Origin of the sequence: Rhizobium sp. Root483D2, assembly GCF_001426685.1 — a bacterium.
Classification (GTDB): Bacteria; Pseudomonadota; Alphaproteobacteria; order Rhizobiales; family Rhizobiaceae; genus Pararhizobium; species Pararhizobium qamdonense.
The window spans coordinates 198917-219595 of the sequence record NZ_LMFB01000044.1 but is presented as its reverse complement, the minus strand read 5'-3'; the positions used below and the strand labels follow the sequence as shown (position 1 = coordinate 219595).

Sequence of the window (20679 nt, the reverse complement as noted above, 5' to 3'; positions counted from 1 at the left end):
GCTGCTTGTGTTACTTCTGGACGATCTGGGCGCGCTTGCGCAGTTCCTCGACATATTTCTTGCTGTTGGCGTCTTCGCCATCGCCCTTCTTGCCGATATCTTCGGCGCGGAACACGATTTCGGCCGCCGCATCGTCGGAAACTTCGCGCTTCTTGCAGATGGCGAGATATTCGACGCCGCGTTCGGTGACGCGCGTGCCGGTCGTGCCGTTCTCGCCGGCCTTTTCGACGAGCGGCTTCCAGTCGGCCGGAATTTCCTGCACCATCATGCGGCCGAGGCTGCGGATCGAGACGTCGCGCATCGTGGCGGCGAAGGCCTTGGCCTGCTCACAGCCCGGATATTTCGCACGCGACGCATTGGCTTCGGCCTGGCGCTTGCCGATGATGGCATTGCGCTTGGAGGCGGGGACGACGAAGATCACCTGCTGCAGGAAATATTCGGTGGTTACCGGCTTCTGGCCGCCATTTTCCTGCATGCGCCGGACGAGTTCCTCATTGGACAGGCGTCCACCGCCACCGCCGCCGAAGCGGGCGTTGACCGCCCGTGGCCAGCTCATGGACACAGCGACATAATTGCGGAAGTGATCGATGCCGACGCCGGCCTGATCGAGGATCTGCGACAGCTGCTGGACCGAGAGCTTGTTGCCGGCCGCAAAGCGCCCGACGGCGGCTTCGACGTCGGTGCTACTGACGGAGGCGTTCAAACGCAGGATTTCCTCGCGCCTGAGGAGTTCATCGATCATCTGCTGGCGGGCCGCGTCCGGGCCACCACTCTGGTGCTGCAGGCGCATGAAGGCTGCGCGCTTGGCAACGTCGCCGGACGTGAGCGGCGTGCCGTTGACGACGGCAACGACCTTGATGCTCGCGGCATAGGTGACCGGCGCGGAGGAGAGTGCGAGGCCGCAGGCAAGGATCATTGCCGAAACCGTGCGCGTGATCGAAAGCTTCCCGCCCATTCTTTGTCCTTTTCAGTGGCCGCCGGACATCGCGTGTCCGGGGTCGTGGTCTTCTTGCCAAGCGCCGTCATCGCGCGCATGTGCGTGCAAGGATGCATAATACATGCGGCCGAACAATGACAAGACCCCACCGGTTGCCGCAAAAAGTGCAATCAGGCCGTCAATCGCCCCTTTGTTGGGCTCTGCGCCATACTTGGCGCAGAGGAAACGGCGCGCCACAGCCGCGGCGCGTCCTAGTTCAGGCCGTCGAACTTCGTGTCGCCCACATCGATATCGCCAAGCGTCCGGAAGCTGATGCGTGCGCCGATCGACCAGTCATTGGCGATGGATTGATCGCTGTCGCGCTCTTCCTTGTAGACCAGCGAGAAGATCGTATCGCGGTCGTCATAGGTGATGCCGATGCCATTGCGGGTGATGACATTGCTGTTCAGATCATAGGTGACGGAGCCGAATACGGACCAGTAATCGGCAAATTTGTAAGCTGCCGCCGTCTGCAATTCGTCCTGGTCCCTGGTCGAGCCATAGAGCGGCTGCGCCTGGATGCTGGTATAGGTCACGGCCGTCTGCCACAGGATGCCCTGGTAGCCGAGCGACGCATCGGCGCGGCGCATGTCGAGATTGCGCTCGTCGAAACGGCTGCTGAAGCTGGCGGTAATGCCGGACGGAGCATCGATACCGACCATGGCGACATAGTCGGACCGGTTGGTTTCAAGGCCGGAATCAGAACCCGCCTTGACCAGATCGTCGGTCGCAAACGAATTCAAGCCGCCAAGATGGAACGACTGGCCGGCAATCGCGCGCAGCGCGTAGCCATTGCCAAGCGCGCCGGTGTAGCGAACGCCAAGATTGGCGCGCGTTCCGCCTTCGATACGGTCAAAGCCCGAGAACTTGTCACGGTCGAACAGCGATGTCGCGTCGAACACGAAGCTCTGCGCATCCTCGTTCGGCAGGCCGCCGGCATATTCCTCATCGGGACGGGCAAAGATCTGGGCGATCGGCTCGATGATGTGGCTGCTATAGTCGGTCGTCAAAAGGATCGGATAGCGCACATCAATACCGGCCGTCAGCATCCGGCGCGTTGCCGCGTCATCGCTGTCGAAGTTGCCGGTATAATCGGGACCCGGATTGGCCATCGAGGAACCGATGAGATCGCCGCGCGCCGCAAGAATCGGCGTCAGCGACAGGCCGCCGGGAACGATGAAGTTGCGCTTCCATTCCAGATCGGCCGACAGGCGGTGATAGGTGCCTTCGAGACCGCGAAAACGGTAGACCTCGTCGCCGATAGCACCAACGGAGTAGGAATCTTCTCGGTTGCGATTGATGTTGGTCAGGTTGATGTCTGCGGTCAGCTCGCCGCCGAAGACCGGTTCGGGGTGGGTGTAGGAATAATCCAGAACCTGGGCGACGGCCTGCTTGTTTTCGGCGATGCTGTTGGGATCGGCATCCTGGATGTCGAAATAGAAGGCGCGGGCGTCGAAGAAATTACGCTTGCCGAGACCCGTGAGGTACGCCTGGTTGGTCAGCGTCGTGCCGTCGAAGGTCGAAAGCTCGTAGGTCCTGGCGAAATTGTTGTCGCTCTGGACAAGAACGTCCCAGCCGAAGGTCCAGCGCGGATTGATCTCAAACCGGCCCTGCGAGCCGATCATGCCGCGATTGGTTTCCTGGGCATCGACGGTGCCACCGGTGAAGCTGCTGCGGTTCAGCTGGCTGATACCGGCCATGCTGAGAATATGTTCGCCATTGGCAAAACGCTGGCGGAATTCGCCCTGCAGCAGGAAGCCCTGGCGGGTCAGCCCGGTCGCCGTCACGGTCGCGTCCATATACGGCGAGATCGCCCAGTAATAGGGAACGCTGACGCCAGCGCCGAGCTTCTGGGTATAGCCAAATTTTGGAAACAGGAAGCCGCTCTTGCGCTTCACCGTCTGGTCGGGAACCTCCAGCACCGGCAGGTACAGGATCGGTTGGCCGAACAGCTCGAACTTGGCGTTCTCCATGCGGATCGTATGGGTCTTGCCGTTCTGGACGATGCGCTGTGCCTTGACGTGCCAGAGCGACTTGTGGTCGGGATTGGTCGCGCAAGGGGTGCAGGCGGTGTAGACGGCATTGTTGAGGATCATTTCCTCGCCATTGCGCCGTTCGCCGGTCACGGCGGCAAGCTTCGTCAGATCCGTGGTTTCGACGCGCAGCTGCTCGATGAAGCCGTTGCCGAAATCATCGGTCACGTCCATCTGGTCGGCATAGACGCGGTTGCCGCCGGGCTCGATCAGCTCGATTTCGCCGGTTGCAATGATGCGCCCGGTTTTCTGGCTGTACTCGACCTGCTGGGCGACCATCTGGTAGCCGCCATAATTGATCTGGACTGCCCCGCGCACGATGACGCGCTCGGCATCCCTGTTATAGACGAGCTCGTTTGCCGACAGAAGCATCTTGGCGTCTTCGGGCATCGTCGGATTGAACGAATCGATATTGGTCTCTTGTGCCCATGCGGGTGCGATCGGCGTCAGCGCCTGCAGCGCGACACCGGAAAGCAGAATGGCCGCCAGCAGCCTGATATGTTTGCGGTTGCCTGCCGCCACTAGCCATCCTCCTCATGCAATAGAATCGTCGAGCCCAGCGCCATCGCTACAACAACTGGCAACCAGGCTGCAACGAACGGAGGCACTATGCCGCTGCTCCCGAATGCTTTGACAAGCACGGTGACGACATAAAGCACGAAGCCCGACAGGATTCCACCGAGAATTACCGGTCTCGATTGGTTAAACCGGCTAAATTTTAACGAGACGCTTGCAGCGATCAGCGTCATGGCGACCAGAAGCAGCGGGAGCGCCAGCATGGAGTGGAATTGGGTTTCCATCGCATTGGTTGGAAAGCCAAACGACTTCGCCACTTCGATCTTGCGCCTCAAGTCGAAAAATTGAATAGAATCAGCCTTCGTCAACGTTTCCTGAACGAATTCCGGCTTCAGGTGAGTCGGCAACTGTACCGTAGCGAGGCGGCGTGGCAGCTCGCCGTTGCGGGTTTCCGTGACGGTGTTAAGAAGCCAGTAACCATCTTCCAGTTTTGCCGACTGGGCGTCCTGTCTTAAAACGATCGTGCCAAGCGGATCGAAATGGATCACCGTCACATTGACCAGTGTCTTGCCTTCGTCCTGAACGGAGCGTGCGCCGATGATCGTGTCGTCATTTCCATAGATCTGGCGCAGCCACGGAATGGAGATCGCCGATGTGGCCGAGGACGAGCTGCCCCATTCGGCCTCAAGCGCTTCGGCCCGCTTGGTGCCCCAGGAGGCAATCGGATTGAGCGCAATCACGGTTCCGATGCCAAACAGGAAAGCGCCGATCACGAATGGCTGCAGAAACTGCCAGGCGGAAATTCCGGCTGCCCGCGTCACCACCAGTTCATAGCGGCGATTGAGCGAAATCAGTGACGCCATGCCGGCAAACAGAGCCACGAACGGCACCGTCTGCTGTAGAATCATTGGAATGCGGAACGTCGTCATCAACAGCGCGCCGGCAACTGAATAGCGCGGCAGCTGCGACATCCGGTTAGAGAGTTCGCTGAAATCGATGATGAAGATCAAGGCGAAGATGCCGGCGAGGAACCAGAATGTGGTGATCGCGTATCGCTTGAAAAAATAACGCCCGAGCGTCGTGAAGATCATGGCACCTGGTTTCCCTCAGATGCCGGGTTGGCCTTGGTCAGGCGCAGGCGAACCAGAATCTCCTTGACCTTCTGCTCCAGCGTGAGCGGAATTTCAAGCCGCCTGTTGCCCATCAGCTGGCGTATTGCCAGATAGCCGGTCCCGAGCGGGATCAGATACATGACCGGAATGAAAAACCGCGATTCCTCCGCGCTATTGGCCGCATAGAAGGTTGTCCAGCGGATGAACAGGCAGGTCAGAAGGGCCGTGATCATCGGATGCACGCGGGCTTCCCGGTGCGAGCGGGCATCGCTGCTGAAGACCAGCGCGATCAGGGCAAAGATCAGGGGATAGGTCCATTCCGTTAGCCGCCGATGCAGCTCGGCGCTGAACGCCTGCGGATTTTTCTCGTAAACCGGGTCCTTCGGATCGGGATTGATCAGGAAGGGCAGGTCACGGTCCTTGGCTCTGATCGTCGCCTGGCCGGCCATTCTGGTCATGTCGGTGAGGTCGAAAGCATAGCTGTCGAATTTGATGATCGAGACGTTGCCATTGGGCAATTTGCGATGCACCTCGCCATCCTTCATCACCAGCGCCGAGCCGCTGTCATCGACCGCACCCTCGCGGGCATAATAGACCAGCTCATAGGCGGGATCGCGCGAATCGGCGACGAAAATCCCATGCAGGACGCCGCCATTGCGCCGCGAGGCGACCTGGACATAAAGGCCGTCGCCGATCTTGCGGAAGGTGTTTTCCTGAACGACCGAGGACAGAAGGTCCGCATGCGCGGTGGCGATCATCTTGCGCACGGCCATACGGGAATAGGGCTCGACGAAATTATCGACGGTGAAGGACAGGGCACTGAGCGCAAGGCCGAGATAGATCACCGGCCGGATGATGGTCATGCGCGAGCTGCCGGCGGCATTCAGCACGGTCAGCTCCGAATCGGCATTCATCGCCGTCAGCGTCTGCGCCACGCCGATCACCAGCGCGAAGGGAAGGATGAGGGGAATGATCGAGGGCAGAATGAGCGTTGCAAGGCGCATGAACGCAAGCGTCGACTGGCCGCTATCGGTGACCAGATTGACGCTGGTCAGAGCCTGCGTCGTCCAGACAATCGCCATCAGCGGCAAAAGCGTGGCAAAGAACATGCCCGTTGCCCGCTTCAGGATATAGCGCTCGATCAGTTTCATACGGGGTCCTGGACCATCTTCCTGCCGTTCGTCCGGTTCGCTATCGCCAGTGCGGACATCGCCGTGCCGGATGTCCCTATCGCGCTGAATGAACCGGTATGCAAATTTTCCACGATAACCAAATTGTAAAAGGGCAGGGCTAAGGCTCGGCAAAGAATGATAGTTAACAGCATCTAAACATAAGGTGGCGCCTTGCCAAGGTCATCGAAACCAACAACGGTGCATGAAGCTGTTTCCGGGGTTGCGGGAGATGGCGAATGTTTGCCACTGTAACCGGCAGGTAACAGACTGGGGCCGGCACAAGGCAATTCTGGAGTTCTTCATGTCATTGAAATTTGAAATCGGGTTCAGCAAATCAGCACGCCTGTCGGGTGGCCTCGCCATCTTGCTCAAGACTCTTGACGGAAAAGAGGCGGCCGGCGCTGCGGAGGCCGATCCGGAGGCGATCATTGCCAAGGCCGCGCGAATCGCCAAGTTCAAGGCAAAATCCCTGCGCGCTCTCGATATCGTCGCGCCGCAGGGCGCACCCGTCGATCGCATTCTCGTACTCGGCATCGGCGATGCCGCTGATTTGACGGCGCATGACTGGCTGAAGGCCGGCGGGGCTGCGGCATCCAAGGTTCGCGGCGCCGACAAGGTCGCGATTTTCCTCGATGCACCCGGCCTGGACGTGTCCGGCAAGGCAGCTGCCGATTTCGCCCTCGGCATGGAGATGAATGCCTATAGCTTCGACAGCTACAAGACCACCAAGAAGGACGATGACGACCAGAAAACCCCGCCCAAGCCGGTGAAGGTGACGATCGTCACTGGCGCGGCGATCGCCGCCAAGAAGGCGGCCACCCATTCGCAGGCGATCGCCGAAGGCGTCTTCATCGCCCGTGACCTCGTCAACGAACCGGCCAATATTCTCGGCCCCGTCGAATTCGCGGCTAAGGCGAAGGAACTGGAAAAGCTCGGCATCGAGGTCGAAATCCTCACCGAGCGGGAAATGAAGAAGCTCGGCATGGGCGCTCTGCTCGGCGTGGCGCAGGGGTCTGTGCGGCCGCCGCGGCTGGCGATCATGCAATGGAAGGGCGGCAAGCCGAAGGACCGGCCCGTGGCCTTCGTCGGCAAGGGTGTGGTGTTCGACAGCGGCGGCATCTCAATCAAGCCGGGCGCCGGCATGGAGGAGATGAAGGGCGACATGGGCGGTGCCGCCGCCGTGACCGGCCTGATGCACGTTCTGGCAGCCCGCAAGGCCAAGGCCAATGTGGTGGGGATCATCGGCCTTGTGGAAAACATGCCCGACGGCAATGCCCAGCGTCCCGGCGATATCGTCACCTCGATGTCAGGCCAGACGATCGAGATCATCAATACCGATGCGGAGGGCCGGCTCGTGCTGTGCGACGCGCTCTGGTATTGCAACGACCGCTTCAAGCCGCAGTTCATGATCAACCTTGCAACCTTGACCGGCGCCGTCATGGTGGCGCTCGGCAGCCATCATGCGGGCCTGTTCACCAATGACGACACGCTGGCCGGCCAGCTGACGGCGGCGGGGATGACGACGCAGGAAAGACTCTGGCGCCTGCCGCTCGGCAAGGAATATGACAAGATGATCGACAGCAAATTTGCCGACATGAAGAACACCGGCGGCCGCTATGCCGGTTCGATCACCGCAGCCCAGTTCCTCAAGCGCTTCGTCAAGGACACGCCCTGGGCGCATCTGGATATTGCCGGTACCGCGATGGGCTCGCCGACTGACGAGATCAACCAGTCCTGGGCCTCCGGCTTCGGCGTGCGCCTGCTCGATGAGCTGGTTCGCGCCAATTACGAGGGCTGACCCGCAACGTGACCGAAATCCTGTTCTACCACCTGACGGAATCCAAGCTCGAAGACGCGCTGCCGCCCTTACTCGACCGTTGTGTCGAGCGTGGCTGGCGCGTCGCCGTGCAGACGGCGGGGGACGAGCGCCGCGACATGCTCGACACGCATCTGTGGACCTATCGCGACGACAGTTTCCTGCCGCACGGCACGGACGCCACGGAATTTTCCGCCGACCAGCCGATCCTTTTGACCGCAGGCGGCGATAACGGCAACAACGCCACCGTCCGCTTCATCATCGACGGCGCGACGCCGCCGCCGGTTGGTGATTACGAGCGTGTGGTGTTCATGTTCGATGGCTACGACCAGGCCCAGCTGGAAGGCGCGCGGGCGCACTGGAAGGTGCTGAAGGGCGAGGGGCATGCGCTGACCTACTGGCAGCAGAACCAGGACGGGCGCTGGGTGAAGAAGGCGTAGAGCCTCCTAAAAGCGTCGAGTCGTCGGTCACCCGCAATGAGTCGTCGGGTTCAATTCGAAGCGAAGATGACGGAGAGTGGATTATCGCTCTTGCCGACAAACTTATTCAAGATTTGTAAGCGGCAAAAAAAGGCCGCGCACGAAAACATGCGCGGCCTTCAATGTCGCATCGACAGGCTCAATCGAAGAACGCATCCACGAACTTGCGCCGTCCGAGCATGAAAGCGTCTGCCACATGCCGCAGCGGCGCCAGATCGACGTCGGATGTCTTGGCCTTGATGATATCGGCAAAGCGCGCGTAGAGCGCCGGGTATTCCTGTTCCGGTTCGTCATGCACCAGCTTGCCATCGATCGAGAGCTTGGCGCCGCCTTCGGCCAGAACCATCATGCCGGCATCGGTTTCAGCGACGATGTCCCAGCTCTGGTGGCCCGTCTGGCGCCAGTCGAATTCGGCCGAGACAGGCAGGTTGTTGGCATCGGTAAACACGATCGAGGCGGCAATCGGCGCGTCGCGGTTTTCCGGGAATTCCAGCGTCGCTGCGGTGATGAACAGCGGGTTGGGCAGGATATGCGTGACGATCGACAGGGCATTGATGCCGGGATCGAAGACGCCGAGGCCGCCGGCAGCCCAGATCCAGTCCTGGTTCGGATGCCAGTGGCGCACGTCTTCCTTCCAGATCACCTTCACATCGTTGATCGTCGTCGAGGCAAGGAACGCCTTTGCCGCTTCGACGGCAGGCGCATAGCGTGAATGCCAGCTGGCAAACAGCGACAGGCCCTTCTGATCGGCCAGCGCCTGAAGATCTGCGACTTCGCTCAGCGTCGCGCCCGGCGGCTTTTCCAGAAAGACATGCTTGCCGGCTTCGAGCGCCGTGCGGGCGGCGGCATAGCGGAACTGCGGCGGCATGCAGAGCGAGACCGCATCGATTTCCGGGACCGCTTCCAGCATCGCCTCGATCGACTTGAAATTGTCGATGCCATCGACGACGCCGTGACGGCTGGCGGCGGCGATCAGCTTGTAATCCGCATTCTTGGCGATGGAAGGAAGATGCTGGTCGCGGACGATCTTGCCGACGCCGACGATCGAGATATGGATGGGGCTCATGTGCTTCGCTCGATTTGTATGACTTTTATGGAGGGCTTTTGTAGCAGAAAGTCGATTGCGGGCAAGCGGCTGTCGATGGCTGTCAACGGCGAACGGCCGACAATCGTCATTGCGGGTGGTGGACAATAGCCAAGCTGCGCTATTTGGGTAGTCTGCATTGTCAAACAGGAGTCTCCATGCCCCCGATCATCCGAAAAGCCAGCCGCGCCGATCTCGATGTCCTGATCGACTGGGCGGCCAGGGAGGGCTGGAACCCCGGTCTCGACGATGCGCCGGCCTTCTGGGCGGCGGATCCGGACGGCTATTGGGTTGCCGAGGAAGACGGCATCATGGCGGCTGCCCTGTCGCTGGTGCGCTATGACGAGACCTATGCGTTTCTCGGGTTCTACATGGTTCATCCGGATTTTCGCGGGCAGGGGATCGGTCTGGCGCTGTGGCAAAGGGCGCTTGTGGAAGCTGGCAGCCGGACGGTCGGGCTGGATGGCGTGGTGGCGCAGCAGGACACGTACCGCAAATCCGGCTTCGTCTATGCCCATGCCAATTTTCGCTATGGCGGCGAGGTGCAATGCACCGAGCCGCCCGGCACCGAACTGGTCTCGGTCTCGCCGGTCCTGGTGCCGATGCTGGCCGACTATGATGCAAGGTTCAATCCGGCGCGCCGCGACGCGTTTCTGCGGGAATGGCTGAAAGCCATGGACAGCCGCGAAAGTTTCGCCCTGCTGCGCAATTCCGAAATCCTGGGCTACGGCACCATCCGCGCCTGCCGCGAAGGCCACAAGGTCGGGCCGCTCTTTGCCGACAGCGAAACGAATGCCGACCTGATCTTCCGCAAACTGGTGACCAGCGTTGGCGGCGGCCAGGTCTTTCTCGATATTCCCGAGCCGAACGCGGCAGCCCGCGCGCTCTGCGACCGCTATAATCTGAAACCCGTGTTTGAAACGGCGCGGATGTATCGCGGCCCGGCGCCGGAATTGCCGATTGGCCAGATATACGGGATCACGACCTTCGAACTGGGCTAGGCAATTCGCTGTATTGCTGCGGCCATGTCGGGCTTGCGGGCCATCGCCTTGCGCAGGACCTCGAAGATGCGGTTGTCCTGGGATTGCGAGACATTGAACCGCAGGAAACCGGCTGCCGATTGCGACAGGCTGAAGACGTTGCCGGGGGCAAGCACGATATTGTCCATGAGCGCTTGCCGGGCGATCTCAGCCGAATCGAGCCCGTCCGGCAGCCTTGCCCATAAGAACATCCCGGCCTGCGGTTCGATCCAGGATTCGAGCCCGAGGTTTTTCAGCCGGGCGTTGACATCGGTCATGGCGCGCGAAAGCCGCAGGCGCAGCCCTTCCATATGTTTGCGGTAACTGCCGTCGCGCAGCACGTTGAGCACCAGTTCAGCCGTCAGACGGCCGCCGCCGAATGTGGTGGCGATCTTCAGGTCGGTCAGCCCCTCGATCCAGTCGGGCCGGGCCGCAATGAAGCCGCAGCGCGCCGAAGCCGACAGGGTCTTGGAGAAGCTGCCGATATGGATGACGCGCTCAAGGCCGTCGAAGGCGGCAAGCCTTGGGGCAGCGGCATGTTCGAAATCGGCGAAGATATCGTCCTCGATGATGGTCAGCCCCGCCTGTTCGGCCAGTTTCAGCACCCGGTGCGCCGTCACCGGGGAGAGCACCGCCCCGGTCGGGTTGTGGATGGCGGAATTGGTGATGTAGAGCCGCGGCTTGTGCTCGCTCAAGACCTTGGCGAACTGCTCGATATCCGGGCCGCTCGGCGTATAGGCAACGCTGACGATATGGGCGCGGTGTGCGCGCAGCAGCGCATGAAAATTGAAGTAGCAGGGGTCGTCCACCAGAACGGTATCGCCGGGCTCGAGCAGAAACCGGCACAGGAGATCGAGCGCCTGCGTGCCCGATTCGGTCAGCATGATCTGGTCCGGCGATGCGTCGATGCCGTGCTCGCTCATCCGGCGCGCGATAAGTTGGCGCAACGGCGGCAGGCCGAGCGGCGTGCCGTAGTCGGCAAGCGACGCGCCCTCGGTGCGCGATAACGTCCGCAAGGCGCGGCGCATGCCGTCGTCCGGAAGCCAGGAGGGCGGCAGCCAGCCGCATCCAGGCTTCAGATCGGCGTTCGCCGCTTCCAGCGACTGCCGCGAGACCCAGAAAGGATCGACCGCCCGGTCCAGCTTTGGGCCGATTTCCGACAGGGCAAGCGGTGCCGCCTGGCTTGCCACGTAGAAGCCAGAGCCCGCACGCGCCTGGATCACGCCCTCGGCGGCCAGGCGGTCATAGGCTTCGACCACGGTGGAGGTGGACAGCTGCAGGCTGCGTGCCAAAGCCCGGATCGATGGCAGCTTGTCGCCTGCGGTCAGGCTGCGGCCGGCAATGCGCTGCCGGATCGCGGCGATGACGGCGGCGATCCGGGTGCCATTCTTTACATCGTCGAGCATCTGTATGTGATCCGATACCATAACAGTTTTGCCAAACTGTACATGATTGTCGCTGGTTTTGCCAGCCGCTCCCGCCGATAAGGGTGCAACGAAGGAGCATGACATGGACCGGATGGCGAGCGGATGGATCAACGGATTGATCGGCGTGGTGATCTTCAGCGGCTCGCTGCCGGCCACCCGCGTCGCGGTCATGCAGCTCGACCCGGTCTTCCTGACGGTGGCGCGCGCAGCGATTGCCGGCCTTTTGGCGCTGTGCCTGCTGCTCGCCTTCCGCCAGAAGCGCCCCTCGCGCGCCGATATCGTCTCACTCGTGGTGGTGGCGCTCGGCGTGGTGGTGGGCTTTCCGCTGTTGACGGCGCTGGCGCTGCAGCACGTCACCTCTGCCCATTCCATCGTCTTCATCGGCCTGCTTCCGCTCTCGACGGCGATCTTCGGCGTGCTGCGCGGCGGCGAGCGGCCAAAGCCGGCATTCTGGCTGTTTTCGGCGCTCGGCAGCGCGCTGGTGGCAGGCTTCGCCCTGATGCAAGGCGGCGCGTCGTCGCCGCTCGGCGACGGGCTGATGCTGGCGGCGATCATCGTCTGCGGCCTCGGCTATGCCGAAGGGGCAAGGCTGTCGCGCACGCTGGGCGGCTGGCAGGTGATCTCCTGGGCGCTCGTCATCTCATTGCCGGTGATGATTGCCCTGTCGGTCGGCTTCAGGCCGCAGGCTTTCTCCGATGTGGCGCTGCCGGCCTGGCTCGGCCTTGCCTATGTCTCGCTGTTCAGCATGCTGATCGGCTTCATCTTCTGGTATCGCGGCCTCGTGCAGGGCGGCATCGCCGCCGTCGGGCAGTTGCAACTGCTGCAACCGTTCTTTGGCCTTGCGCTGGCAGCAACCCTTTTGCATGAACCGGTAAGCCCGATGATGCTGGTGGTCACGCTCGCCGTCATCCTCTGCGTCGCGGCTGCGCGAAAATTTGCCCGCTAGACCGGCGGCGGAGATTTTCCCCAAGAGAGTATCGACACTTCGGTCTTCATCGAAGCATATCGGCGGTTAGCTCGCTATAGCAGAATGGACTATGGCAATCCCTGATGCGAGTCGATCATGACACCGGACCCGATAAACCTGAAAAAAGAACTGGCGCTGCTTCTGGCGCTCGCAACGCTCTGGGGCGCCTCCTACACCTTCATCAAGATCGGCGTGGAGACCATCGCGCCGATCACGCTGATTGCCACCCGCACCCTGATCGCCGGCCTGCTCCTGCTGGTGGTCCTGCGCTTTCGCGGGCTGTCCCTGCCGAAGGACAAGGCGGTCTGGGGCAGGTTCCTGGTTCAAGCCTGTCTGAACAGCGCCATCCCCTTCACGCTGATCGCCTGGGCGGAAAAAACCGTGGATGCGGGGCTGGCTGCCATCCTCAATTCGACCACCCCGATCTTTGCCTTTCTGCTGACAGCGCTGTTGACGCGCCATGAACCCGTGACGGGACGCAAGCTCTTCGGCGTCGCCGCCGGAATTGCGGGGATTACGCTCGTGGTCGGCCTGGAGGCGCTGCACGGCGCCGGCGAGCAGCTGCCGGCCCAGCTTGCGATCGTGGCAGCGACGATCTGCTATGCAGGCGCCGCCATCTTCGGCCGTGGCTTCAAGTCGCTCGATCCGATGATGCCAGCCGCAGGCTCGCTGATCTGCGGCGCCATCATCCTGATACCGCTCAGCCTCATCATCGACCGGCCATGGACATTGGCGCCGTCTACAGGCTCGATCCTCGCCTTGCTCAGTCTCTCGGTCTTTTCGACGGCACTCGCCTTCGTCATCTATTTCCGGCTGGTACACACGCTGGGCTCGGTCGGCACGACGGCGCAGGCCTATCTGCGCGTCCCCATCGGCGTGGCGATCGGCGTCCTCTTTCTCGGTGAAACCATCAGCAGCACGGCCCTCATCGGCCTCGCCTGCGTCATCACCGGCGTCGCGGCCATGACGATCCCGGCGCGCAAGCGGGCCGCCGCCTGATCAGACGATCGCTAGCGTCTGCGCCTCGCTATGCAGCCAGCCAATAAAACGCGCAGCCAGCGGATTTTGCATCGTGCCGGGCGGAAAGACGACGAAATAGGCAAAGTCCGGCGGGCCGCCGATCGACAGGGCAAACGGCCGGACAAGCCGCCCGGCAGTAAGATCGTCAGCCACCAGCGCCTCGTCGCCAAGCGCAATGCCTTGCCCGTCGATCGCAGCCTGAATGGCAAGATGCGTGTCCGTATAGTGAAGCCCCGGCTTCGGTTCGAAACCCTCGATTCCGGCCGCCAGCATCCACATGTGCCAGTCCGGCCAGACAACGCCTTGCCCGCTCCAGGATTGTTGAATCAACGTATGCCGTAAAAGATCCTGCGGCGTGGCAAGTGGCCGCGCGCCCTGAAGCACCGTCGGGCTGCAGACCGGATAGATGACATGCCCGAACAACCGTTCCGCAGACAGGCCGGGATAATGTCCGGGGCCGAAACGGATGGCGACATCAACGTCATCCCGGTCGAAGTCCTGCACGTCGCAGGTGACGTTGAGCCGGACATCGGCGTTCGGTTCTTTCGCCGAGAACCGGTCGAGACGCGGAACCAGCCATTTAGCTGCAAACGAGGTTGGCGCGGTGACATCCAATCGAATCTTCTGCTGGCCCTGGCTCCTTCTGGCGCGGATGACGGCCTGACGCAGCGCTGCCAGCGCTTCGGCCGCCGCCTCCTGCAGGATTTCCCCGGACGGCGTGAGATGCAACCCGCGCCCCTTGCGCTCGAACAGCGTGACGCCGAACTGAGCCTCAAGCTCCTTGATCTGGTGACTGATTGCGGCCGGTGTCAGGCCCAGTTCCGCAGCAGCACGGGTGAAATTGCAATGGCGCCCGGCAGCCTCAAGCACCTGGAGGGAACGGGTACCGGGAATATGTCGGGTCATGGGCCAAGCTTCAAATAAAACTCACAGATGGCACTAGAATTATTTGCTTCCGCAGCCTGATGCAATGCCCGATAGCTCGCGGGTTCGATGAAATATCATTTCAAATTTTATTTGTTCGGTGGCGAAATGCAGGCGCGCGGCTCTGATGGCTTTTCCATGGTGTTTACAGTCGCCTGCGTCGCCATGGTCAGCGTTACCTATGGCATGGGGCGCTATGCCTATGGGCTGTTTCTGCCATCGATCCGGCAGGCGTTCGATCTCAGCACCTTCCAGCTGTCGCTGATCGCCAGCTTCAACACGGCGGTCTATCTGTTGGCCACCATCGTTGCCTCGGCGAGCGCCATCTATTTCCGGCCGAAAACTTTGATCGTGGCAGCGGGCCTCATTACCACCTGCGGGCTCCTCATCACCGGGCTGGCAACCAACATAGGCCTCGCAGCCGGAGGCATCATCCTTGCAGGCGTCGGCGGCGGTATTCTCTCTCCCGCGATGTTCGAGGCCATCGAAGCCTGGTTGTCCGGGCGCTGGAAGGCGCGGGCGATTGCTGCCGTCAACGCCGGTGCCGCGCCCGGCCTCATCCTCACCGGCCTTTCGGCCTATTGGCTGCAGACGTCCTGGCAACAGGTCTGGATCGCCATGGCCGGTATCGGCCTGGCCGTCACGCTCTGGCACGCCTGGCTGCTTCCGGATCACCGGATTACAGAGCTGCGCGCCCAGCCTAAGCTGAAGCTGCGACCGGCGCTGTTTCTGCGGACAGACTGCGTCCCGCTCTATCTGTCGCTGTTTGTCTACGGATTGCTGCTCAGCACCTATCTGACCTTCGCCGTCGATCTGATCCTGTCCACCGGGGGCGTGGCGTTTCCGGCGGACCGGCTGTTCTGGGTGCTTCTCGGCCTGGCCGGCCTGCTCGCCATGTTTACGGGCAAGGCCGTGACGCGGTTCGGCGTGCGCGGGCTGCTGGCGCTCAGCATGCCGCTCTGCGGTCTCTCCTATGCCATGCTGGCCGCAGCCCCCGGCAACCAGACGGTCATCCTGCTCTCGGCCATCCTGTTTGGCATCTCGTCGATTGCGCCTGGCAACGGGTTTCTGGTCTGGGGCATCTCGCTGTTCCGCGACCGGCCGTCGGCCGGGACGGGGGCTGTGTTTACAGTCCTGTCTCTTGCGACCATCGCCGGGCCGATCCTGGTCGGATCATTCTCCGGGCGGATCGACCTCCTGTCCGTCTTCTACATCGTCGCGGTGCTGCCGGTGCTGACGATCCCACTCTTCCCGCGCCGCCTGTTCAACACGGACGACGCGGCGGGCGGAGCGGCGCAAATATCTTAAGGTCGTGGCAATGCGAATTTGCACGAGCACCGGAGCCTGCATTGACCGGTCATCTCCGGTCAATACAGCTGCCGATATCAATCAGCTCGCCATCGCCTCTTCGTACTGGCTGGACAGTTCCATCCAGTGTTCCTCGGCCTTGGCGAGTTTGGCGACGGTTTCGGCGCGTTCCTTGACCTTGGCTGCGGCCTTGTCGGGGAACTTGTCGTAGAGGTCCTGGTCTTCGAGTTCCTTGTCGAGGGCTTGAATCTGTTTGTTCAGTTTTGCCGTCAAGGATTCGACATCGTTGATCTTTTTCTTCAAGGGCGCGAAGGTGGCGCGCTTGTCGGCATTGGCCTTGCGCTGCTCGGCCTTGCTCAGTTGCTCCTCGCCGCCATTGCCCTTGGCCTTGCCGCCCTTGCCCTTGGAGCTCTGGACGATGGTGGAGCGGTAATCCTCAAGGTCGCCGTCATAGTTGGAAACGGTGCCGTCCTTGACCAGCCACAGCCGGTCGGCGGTCGCCTCGATCAGGTGGCGGTCATGCGAGATCAGGATGACGGCGCCGGTATATTCGTTCAGCGCCTGGATCAGCGCGTTGCGGCTGTCAATATCCAGATGGTTGGTCGGTTCGTCGAGGATCAGAAGGTTCGGCGCATCGAAGGCGGCAAGGCCCATCAGCAGACGGGCCTTTTCGCCGCCGGAGAGGTCTTTTGCCGGCGTGCTCATCTTGGCGGTCGCAAGGCCCATCTGGGCGACGCGGGCGCGCACCTTGCCTTCGGTGGCACCGGGCATGCGCTGGCGCACATGCTCGACGGCATCATGTTCGGGGATCAGGTCGTCGAGCTGGTGCTGGGCAAAGAAGCCGATCTTGAGGCCCGGCGCCGTCTGGACCGAGCCGCCGGTGGCGGGCAGGCGGCCGGAGATCAGCTTGGCAAAGGTGGACTTGCCGTTGCCGTTCGAGCCGAGCAGCGCGATCCGGTCATCGGTATCGATGCGCAGCGACAGATGCTGCAGGATCGGCTTGCCCGGCGTATAGCCGACGGTGCCGTGTTCCAATGCGATGATCGGCGAGGCGGCTTCCTTCTCCGGATCGGGGAACTTGAAGCCCTGGACGTGATCTTCGATGACGGCCGAAACCGTGCCCATGCGCTCGAGTGCTTTGACGCGGCTTTGCGCCTGCCTTGCCTTGGAAGCCTTGGCCTTGAAGCGGTCGATGAAGGCCTGCAGATGCTTGCGCGCCGCATCGTTCTTCACCTTGGCCTTGGTCTGCAATTCCATCGCCTCGGCGCGCTGGCGCTCGAACTGGTCGTAGGAGCCGCGATAGAAGGTCAGCTTCTGCTGGTCGAGATGGATGATGGCGTTGACGGCGGTGTTCAGGAGGTCGCGGTCATGGCTGATGATGATGACCGTGTGCGCATATTTGCTGATATAATCCTCAAGCCAGAGCGTGCCTTCCAGGTCGAGATAGTTGGTCGGCTCGTCGAGAAGCAGCAGATCCGGCTCGGAAAACAGCACCGCCGCCAGCGCCACGCGCATGCGCCAGCCGCCGGAAAAGGACGAGGCCGGGCGCAACTGCGCGGCGGCATCGAAGCCGAGGCCGGCGAGAATGCTGGCGGCGCGCGATTCGGCCGAATGCGCCTGGATATCGGCAAGCCGCATGTGAATATCGGCGATCCGGTGCGGGTCGGTGGCGGTCTCGGCTTCGGCCAGAAGCGCCTCGCGCTCCTTGTCGGCTTTCAGCACGATCTCGATCAGCGGCTCCTCGGTGCCGGGGGCTTCCTGCGCCACCTGGCCGATGCGGGCATTCTTCGGGATCGACACCGAACCGGTCTCGGCTTCCATGTCGCCGGTGATGATTTTGAACAGGGTCGATTTGCCGGCGCCATTCTTGCCGACGAGGCCAGCTTTGATGCCGGCCGGCAGCGCGACACTGGCCTGGTCGATGAGAAGGCGTCCGACGATGCGGGCCGAAAGATTATTGAGCGTGATCATGGCCGCGTTTTGGCCGAACTCAGGCGAGAAGGCAAGGCTTTGCCGCGCTGCAGCAGGGTCAGGCGGCGTGCGGAGCGTAGGTTTTTTTCGTCCGGCCGCCGATTGCAGCGGAAAACACCAGGGTTCCCGGCTTGCCGCCGCTGTGCACGGCCCGCAGCGCGAGCTCGGCCTGGGTGAACAGATCGACGCCGCCGGACGCGGTAAAGGCCATGGCGATGCCGGTGGAGAGCGAGAGGGTCTGCGTCTTGAACGCCCGGTTCGGCAGCGCAACCTGCACGCGTTCCACCGACGTGCAGATCCGCTGCGCGATCGCCTCGGCATTGTCAGCGGAGACATCATGGAAGATGAAGGCGAACTCGTCGGTGCCGATACGGGCGACGAAATCGTTTTTCTTCACGGATTTGCGGAATTCCGGCGCAAGCTTCTTCAGCGCTTTTTCGACGGTTGCGGCGCCATGGCGTTCGCCCATCTCGCGCAGGCCCTCGACGGTGACGAGCGCCAGCGCCGCCGGCCCTGTCGCCTTGCCGTCGTCATAAAGTGCGGTGAGCTTGGCGGAAAAGGCGATACGGTTGGGCAGGCCGGTGACGGGGTCGCGGGTCGCCGCCTTGCGCATCGTCTCGATCTGGCTGTCGATTCCGCCGAGTTGCGTCACGGTTTCGGTCATCACAACAGCAAAAGCCTTCTCCTCACGCTCGAACACCGCAACCGCATCGCGCAGGCGCGCCGCCTCATCGGCGAAATCGGACATGCCGGCGACCGGATCGGTTTCCAGGCGTGATATGAAACCGCGCAGCATCGCGGCAAAGACGTCCTTCTTGGCGATGCTGTCCGTCAGCGCATGGCTGATGGCGCAGATCGCGCGGGCGGTATCGGCGCGGATGGCGTCGGCTTCGACCGCAGCAAAACCTGAGAGGTGATATGTGATGCCGATCTGTTCGATCTGGTTTTGCAGCGGATGGGCGCCAAGCGCTGCAACCGCGCGTGTCAGCGGCGGATTGTTGCCCGAAAGCGCCTCGTAGAACAGCTCGTAATTGCGCGGGAAGGCGGCAACGCCAAGCTTGGCCATGGTCTGGGCGACCTTGAGCAGGATCGCGGCATTCTGGGCCTGATTGCCGTCGTGCTGGGGCTTGTCCGTCATTGCGCATTCCCTCACAAAACCGCCTGATATGCGGTGGTTGCAAGAGAAAGCTGATACAGCATCGGGATTAAAAGACCGTCAAAGACAAGACTTCAAAATGGGCACATCCGGCGCGCTTTTCGGCATGGATCGCGCGTCATCAGCACCGTTGCCCGCCGCCGCCCGCGCCCTATATGACAGCAAAAAGGAGCGGGGAAACATCATGCGCAGAGACGGCCTGGCAAAACATAGCGGCAAAAGCCGTGCAAACGGTGTCCATCATGCCGGGTGAGCGCGGCAACTGGCTGCGCACCGAAGAGCCCGATCAGACCAGCGCCAGCTTTCCCGAGCTGTTCTTCGACCTGGTCTTCGTCTTTGCGCTCGTACAGCTGTCGCATACGCTCGCCTCCGATTTCGGACCGACGGCGGCGTTCGAATCGGCACTTCTGGTGCTGGCGATCTGGTGGGTCTGGATCAACACGACCTGGGTCACCAACCTGCTCCACACCGGCAAGGAAGCCGTCCGGCTGATGCTGTTCTGCATGATGTTCGGCGGCGTGCTTCTGGCGCTGGCGCTGCCGGAAGCCTTTGGCGAACACGGGCTGATGTTTGCCCTGATCTACTGCGCCATGCAGGTCGGCCGCTCGCTGTTCACGCTCTATGCCTATCGCGGCGTTGACGACGCCTCCTTCATGACCTTCGTGCGCATCACGCTGTGGTCGCTGGCATCCGCCGTCTTCTGGCTGGCCGGCGCGATGATGGAGCTGGAGGGCCGGCTCGCCCTGTGGAGCCTGGCGCTCGTCATCGACTATGCCTCGCCCGCACTGCGCTATGCCGTACCGGGGCTTGGAAAATCGCCGCCGGAAACGCTGGATGTTTCCGGCGAGCACATGGCCGAGCGCTGCGCGCTGTTCGTGATCATCTGCCTTGGCGAAACCATTTTGACCACCGGCAAGAATGCCGCCGATCATATGAATTCGAACACGACCTTCGCCGTGTTCTGCGCCGCCTTCCTCTCCACCGGCTTCATGTGGTGGATCTATTTCCATCACGGACAGGAGGATGCTGCCGACAAGGCGGAAAATACCTCGCAGCCGGAAAGCGTGGCGCATAACCTGTTTACCTACGGCCATCTGCCGATCATCGCGGGTATCATCCTGACGGCGGTCGGCGAGGATTTCAGCCTGTCGCATGCGCAGGAGGATAGCTCGCTGAAAAACGCGCTGGCGATGATCGGCGGGCCGGTCCTGTTTCTGGCCGGCAATGTCTGGGTGAAGATGGCGGTCGCCCGCAAAATTCCGGTTTCGCATCTGGCGGGGCTTGTGCTGCTGGCCGCAACCGCAGTGCTCGTGCCGTTCGCCAGCAATTACGTCATCCAGATCACCGCCACTGCGGTTCTGTTCGTGGTTGCTCTCTGGGAATATTGGGCTTTGCGGCCGGGAAAAGACGCGGCCGCTTAAGCAGAGGCGTCAAAACGAGGCCGAGACGATCTGCTTTGCGCTGTCGGGCAGGCTTGAGAACAGGGCGGACAGATCCTGCCAGCCGTCGGGGCGGCGTCCCGACACATTTTCCGGCCAATGGCAGATGCCGTCGCCATGGATATAGCCGACCCAGCGCTGCTCGTCCTGGTTTTCAAAATGCAGGACCGCAAGCTTGCCGGCCTCAAGCGCTTCAATGGGATACCATTCCATAATGTCGTCCTGCTCCACATCCTAAAATATGCGGGGATTATGACGCG

The 20679-nt window shown here is 61.9% G+C and carries 17 protein-coding genes; 7 read left to right on the top strand and 10 right to left on the bottom strand.

Translation table 11 applies throughout. The features are described from left to right. Positions 1 to 10: 10 nt before the first annotated feature. From ASD32_RS28205 to lptF, 4 genes are all read right to left on the bottom strand, one after another. On the bottom strand, positions 11 to 955 hold the full coding sequence (locus ASD32_RS28205) for a hypothetical protein (RefSeq protein WP_060641338.1): 945 nt from the start codon (positions 953 to 955) through the stop codon (positions 11 to 13). 233 nt (positions 956 to 1188) lie between these two features. Next, positions 1189 to 3531, bottom strand: coding sequence for an LPS-assembly protein LptD (locus tag ASD32_RS28195; protein WP_060641336.1), 2343 nt, complete (start codon positions 3529 to 3531; stop codon positions 1189 to 1191). After that, positions 3531 to 4616: an LPS export ABC transporter permease LptG gene (gene lptG, locus ASD32_RS28190; protein ID WP_060641335.1), complete on the bottom strand. Its 1086-nt coding sequence runs from the start codon at positions 4614 to 4616 to the stop codon at positions 3531 to 3533. The genes ASD32_RS28195 and lptG overlap by 1 nt, the downstream gene beginning before the upstream one ends. Further along, on the bottom strand, positions 4613 to 5788 hold the full coding sequence (gene lptF, locus ASD32_RS28185; RefSeq protein WP_060641334.1) for an LPS export ABC transporter permease LptF: 1176 nt from the start codon (positions 5786 to 5788) through the stop codon (positions 4613 to 4615). Before lptF ends, lptG begins: the two co-directional genes overlap by 4 nt. 322 nt (positions 5789 to 6110) lie before the next feature. Between lptF and ASD32_RS28180 the strand changes: the two genes are divergently transcribed. Then, positions 6111 to 7607: a leucyl aminopeptidase gene (locus ASD32_RS28180; RefSeq protein ID WP_060641333.1), complete on the top strand. Its 1497-nt coding sequence runs from the start codon at positions 6111 to 6113 to the stop codon at positions 7605 to 7607. An 8-nt stretch (positions 7608 to 7615) separates the two neighbouring features. Beyond that, positions 7616 to 8065 (top strand): DNA polymerase III subunit chi, encoded by a 450-nt coding sequence (locus tag ASD32_RS28175; RefSeq protein ID WP_060641332.1) that lies wholly within the window; start codon positions 7616 to 7618, stop codon positions 8063 to 8065. Positions 8066 to 8243: 178 nt separating this feature from the next. Here the strand turns inward: ASD32_RS28175 and ASD32_RS28170 are convergent, their stop codons facing one another. After that, positions 8244 to 9170: a Gfo/Idh/MocA family oxidoreductase gene (locus ASD32_RS28170; protein WP_060641331.1), complete on the bottom strand. Its 927-nt coding sequence runs from the start codon at positions 9168 to 9170 to the stop codon at positions 8244 to 8246. Positions 9171 to 9346: 176 nt separating this feature from the next. Here ASD32_RS28170 and ASD32_RS28165 point away from each other — a divergent pair, with 176 nt between their 5' ends. Next, entirely contained in the window at positions 9347 to 10189 is an 843-nt protein-coding gene (locus ASD32_RS28165) for a GNAT family N-acetyltransferase (RefSeq protein WP_060641330.1), read from the top strand. On the opposite strand, the gene ASD32_RS28160 is transcribed toward ASD32_RS28165, so the two are convergent. Beyond that, positions 10186 to 11634 (bottom strand): PLP-dependent aminotransferase family protein, encoded by a 1449-nt coding sequence (locus ASD32_RS28160; RefSeq protein WP_060641329.1) that lies wholly within the window; start codon positions 11632 to 11634, stop codon positions 10186 to 10188. The genes ASD32_RS28165 and ASD32_RS28160 overlap by 4 nt on opposite strands. An 82-nt stretch (positions 11635 to 11716) precedes the next feature. On the opposite strand from ASD32_RS28160, the gene ASD32_RS28155 reads away from it, so the two are divergent. Both ASD32_RS28155 and ASD32_RS28150 read left to right on the top strand, forming a co-directional pair. Then, positions 11717 to 12580 (top strand): DMT family transporter, encoded by an 864-nt coding sequence (locus ASD32_RS28155; RefSeq protein WP_060641328.1) that lies wholly within the window; start codon positions 11717 to 11719, stop codon positions 12578 to 12580. 117 nt (positions 12581 to 12697) lie between these two features. Next, positions 12698 to 13600: an EamA family transporter gene (locus ASD32_RS28150; RefSeq protein WP_060641327.1), complete on the top strand. Its 903-nt coding sequence runs from the start codon at positions 12698 to 12700 to the stop codon at positions 13598 to 13600. Here ASD32_RS28150 and gcvA read toward each other — a convergent pair whose 3' ends face one another. Further along, positions 13601 to 14527: a transcriptional regulator GcvA gene (gcvA, locus tag ASD32_RS28145; protein WP_060641326.1), complete on the bottom strand. Its 927-nt coding sequence runs from the start codon at positions 14525 to 14527 to the stop codon at positions 13601 to 13603. It abuts the gene before it with no gap. Positions 14528 to 14653: 126 nt separating this feature from the next. On the opposite strand from gcvA, the gene ASD32_RS28140 reads away from it, so the two are divergent. Then, complete coding sequence (locus tag ASD32_RS28140) at positions 14654 to 15853, top strand: MFS transporter (protein ID WP_210171122.1); 1200 nt, start codon at positions 14654 to 14656, stop codon at positions 15851 to 15853. Between the two features lie 81 nt (positions 15854 to 15934). On the opposite strand, the gene ASD32_RS28135 is transcribed toward ASD32_RS28140, so the two are convergent. Continuing rightward, positions 15935 to 17824, bottom strand: a complete 1890-nt coding sequence (locus ASD32_RS28135; protein WP_060641324.1) for an ABC-F family ATP-binding cassette domain-containing protein — start codon at positions 17822 to 17824, stop codon at positions 15935 to 15937. Between the two features lie 58 nt (positions 17825 to 17882). Then, on the bottom strand, positions 17883 to 18962 hold the full coding sequence (locus ASD32_RS28130; RefSeq protein ID WP_060641323.1) for a GGDEF domain-containing protein: 1080 nt from the start codon (positions 18960 to 18962) through the stop codon (positions 17883 to 17885). Positions 18963 to 19222: 260 nt separating this feature from the next. On the opposite strand from ASD32_RS28130, the gene ASD32_RS28125 reads away from it, so the two are divergent. Continuing rightward, a complete protein-coding gene (locus ASD32_RS28125; RefSeq protein ID WP_060641322.1) occupies positions 19223 to 20401 on the top strand; it encodes a low temperature requirement protein A in 1179 nt (392 codons plus the stop codon). Positions 20402 to 20410: 9 nt separating this feature from the next. On the opposite strand, the gene ASD32_RS28120 is transcribed toward ASD32_RS28125, so the two are convergent. Continuing rightward, entirely contained in the window at positions 20411 to 20632 is a 222-nt protein-coding gene (locus ASD32_RS28120; RefSeq protein WP_060641321.1) for a hypothetical protein, read from the bottom strand. Positions 20633 to 20679 lie beyond the last annotated feature (47 nt).

Coding starts and splice junctions, on each gene's coding strand:
- ASD32_RS28205 (WP_060641338.1), bottom strand. CDS start 955: ATGGGCGGGAAGCTTTCGATCACGCGCACGGTTTCGGCAATGATCCTT.
- lptG (WP_060641335.1), bottom strand. CDS start 4,616: ATGATCTTCACGACGCTCGGGCGTTATTTTTTCAAGCGATACGCGATC.
- lptF (WP_060641334.1), bottom strand. CDS start 5,788: ATGAAACTGATCGAGCGCTATATCCTGAAGCGGGCAACGGGCATGTTC.
- ASD32_RS28180 (WP_060641333.1), top strand. CDS start 6,111: ATGTCATTGAAATTTGAAATCGGGTTCAGCAAATCAGCACGCCTGTCG.
- ASD32_RS28170 (WP_060641331.1), bottom strand. CDS start 9,170: ATGAGCCCCATCCATATCTCGATCGTCGGCGTCGGCAAGATCGTCCGC.
- ASD32_RS28165 (WP_060641330.1), top strand. CDS start 9,347: ATGCCCCCGATCATCCGAAAAGCCAGCCGCGCCGATCTCGATGTCCTG.
- ASD32_RS28160 (WP_060641329.1), bottom strand. CDS start 11,634: ATGGTATCGGATCACATACAGATGCTCGACGATGTAAAGAATGGCACC.
- ASD32_RS28155 (WP_060641328.1), top strand. CDS start 11,717: ATGGACCGGATGGCGAGCGGATGGATCAACGGATTGATCGGCGTGGTG.
- ASD32_RS28150 (WP_060641327.1), top strand. CDS start 12,698: ATGACACCGGACCCGATAAACCTGAAAAAAGAACTGGCGCTGCTTCTG.
- gcvA (WP_060641326.1), bottom strand. CDS start 14,527: ATGACCCGACATATTCCCGGTACCCGTTCCCTCCAGGTGCTTGAGGCT.
- ASD32_RS28140 (WP_210171122.1), top strand. CDS start 14,654: ATGCAGGCGCGCGGCTCTGATGGCTTTTCCATGGTGTTTACAGTCGCC.
- ASD32_RS28135 (WP_060641324.1), bottom strand. CDS start 17,824: ATGATCACGCTCAATAATCTTTCGGCCCGCATCGTCGGACGCCTTCTC.
- ASD32_RS28130 (WP_060641323.1), bottom strand. CDS start 18,962: ATGACGGACAAGCCCCAGCACGACGGCAATCAGGCCCAGAATGCCGCG.
- ASD32_RS28125 (WP_060641322.1), top strand. CDS start 19,223: ATGCCGGGTGAGCGCGGCAACTGGCTGCGCACCGAAGAGCCCGATCAG.
- ASD32_RS28120 (WP_060641321.1), bottom strand. CDS start 20,632: ATGGAATGGTATCCCATTGAAGCGCTTGAGGCCGGCAAGCTTGCGGTC.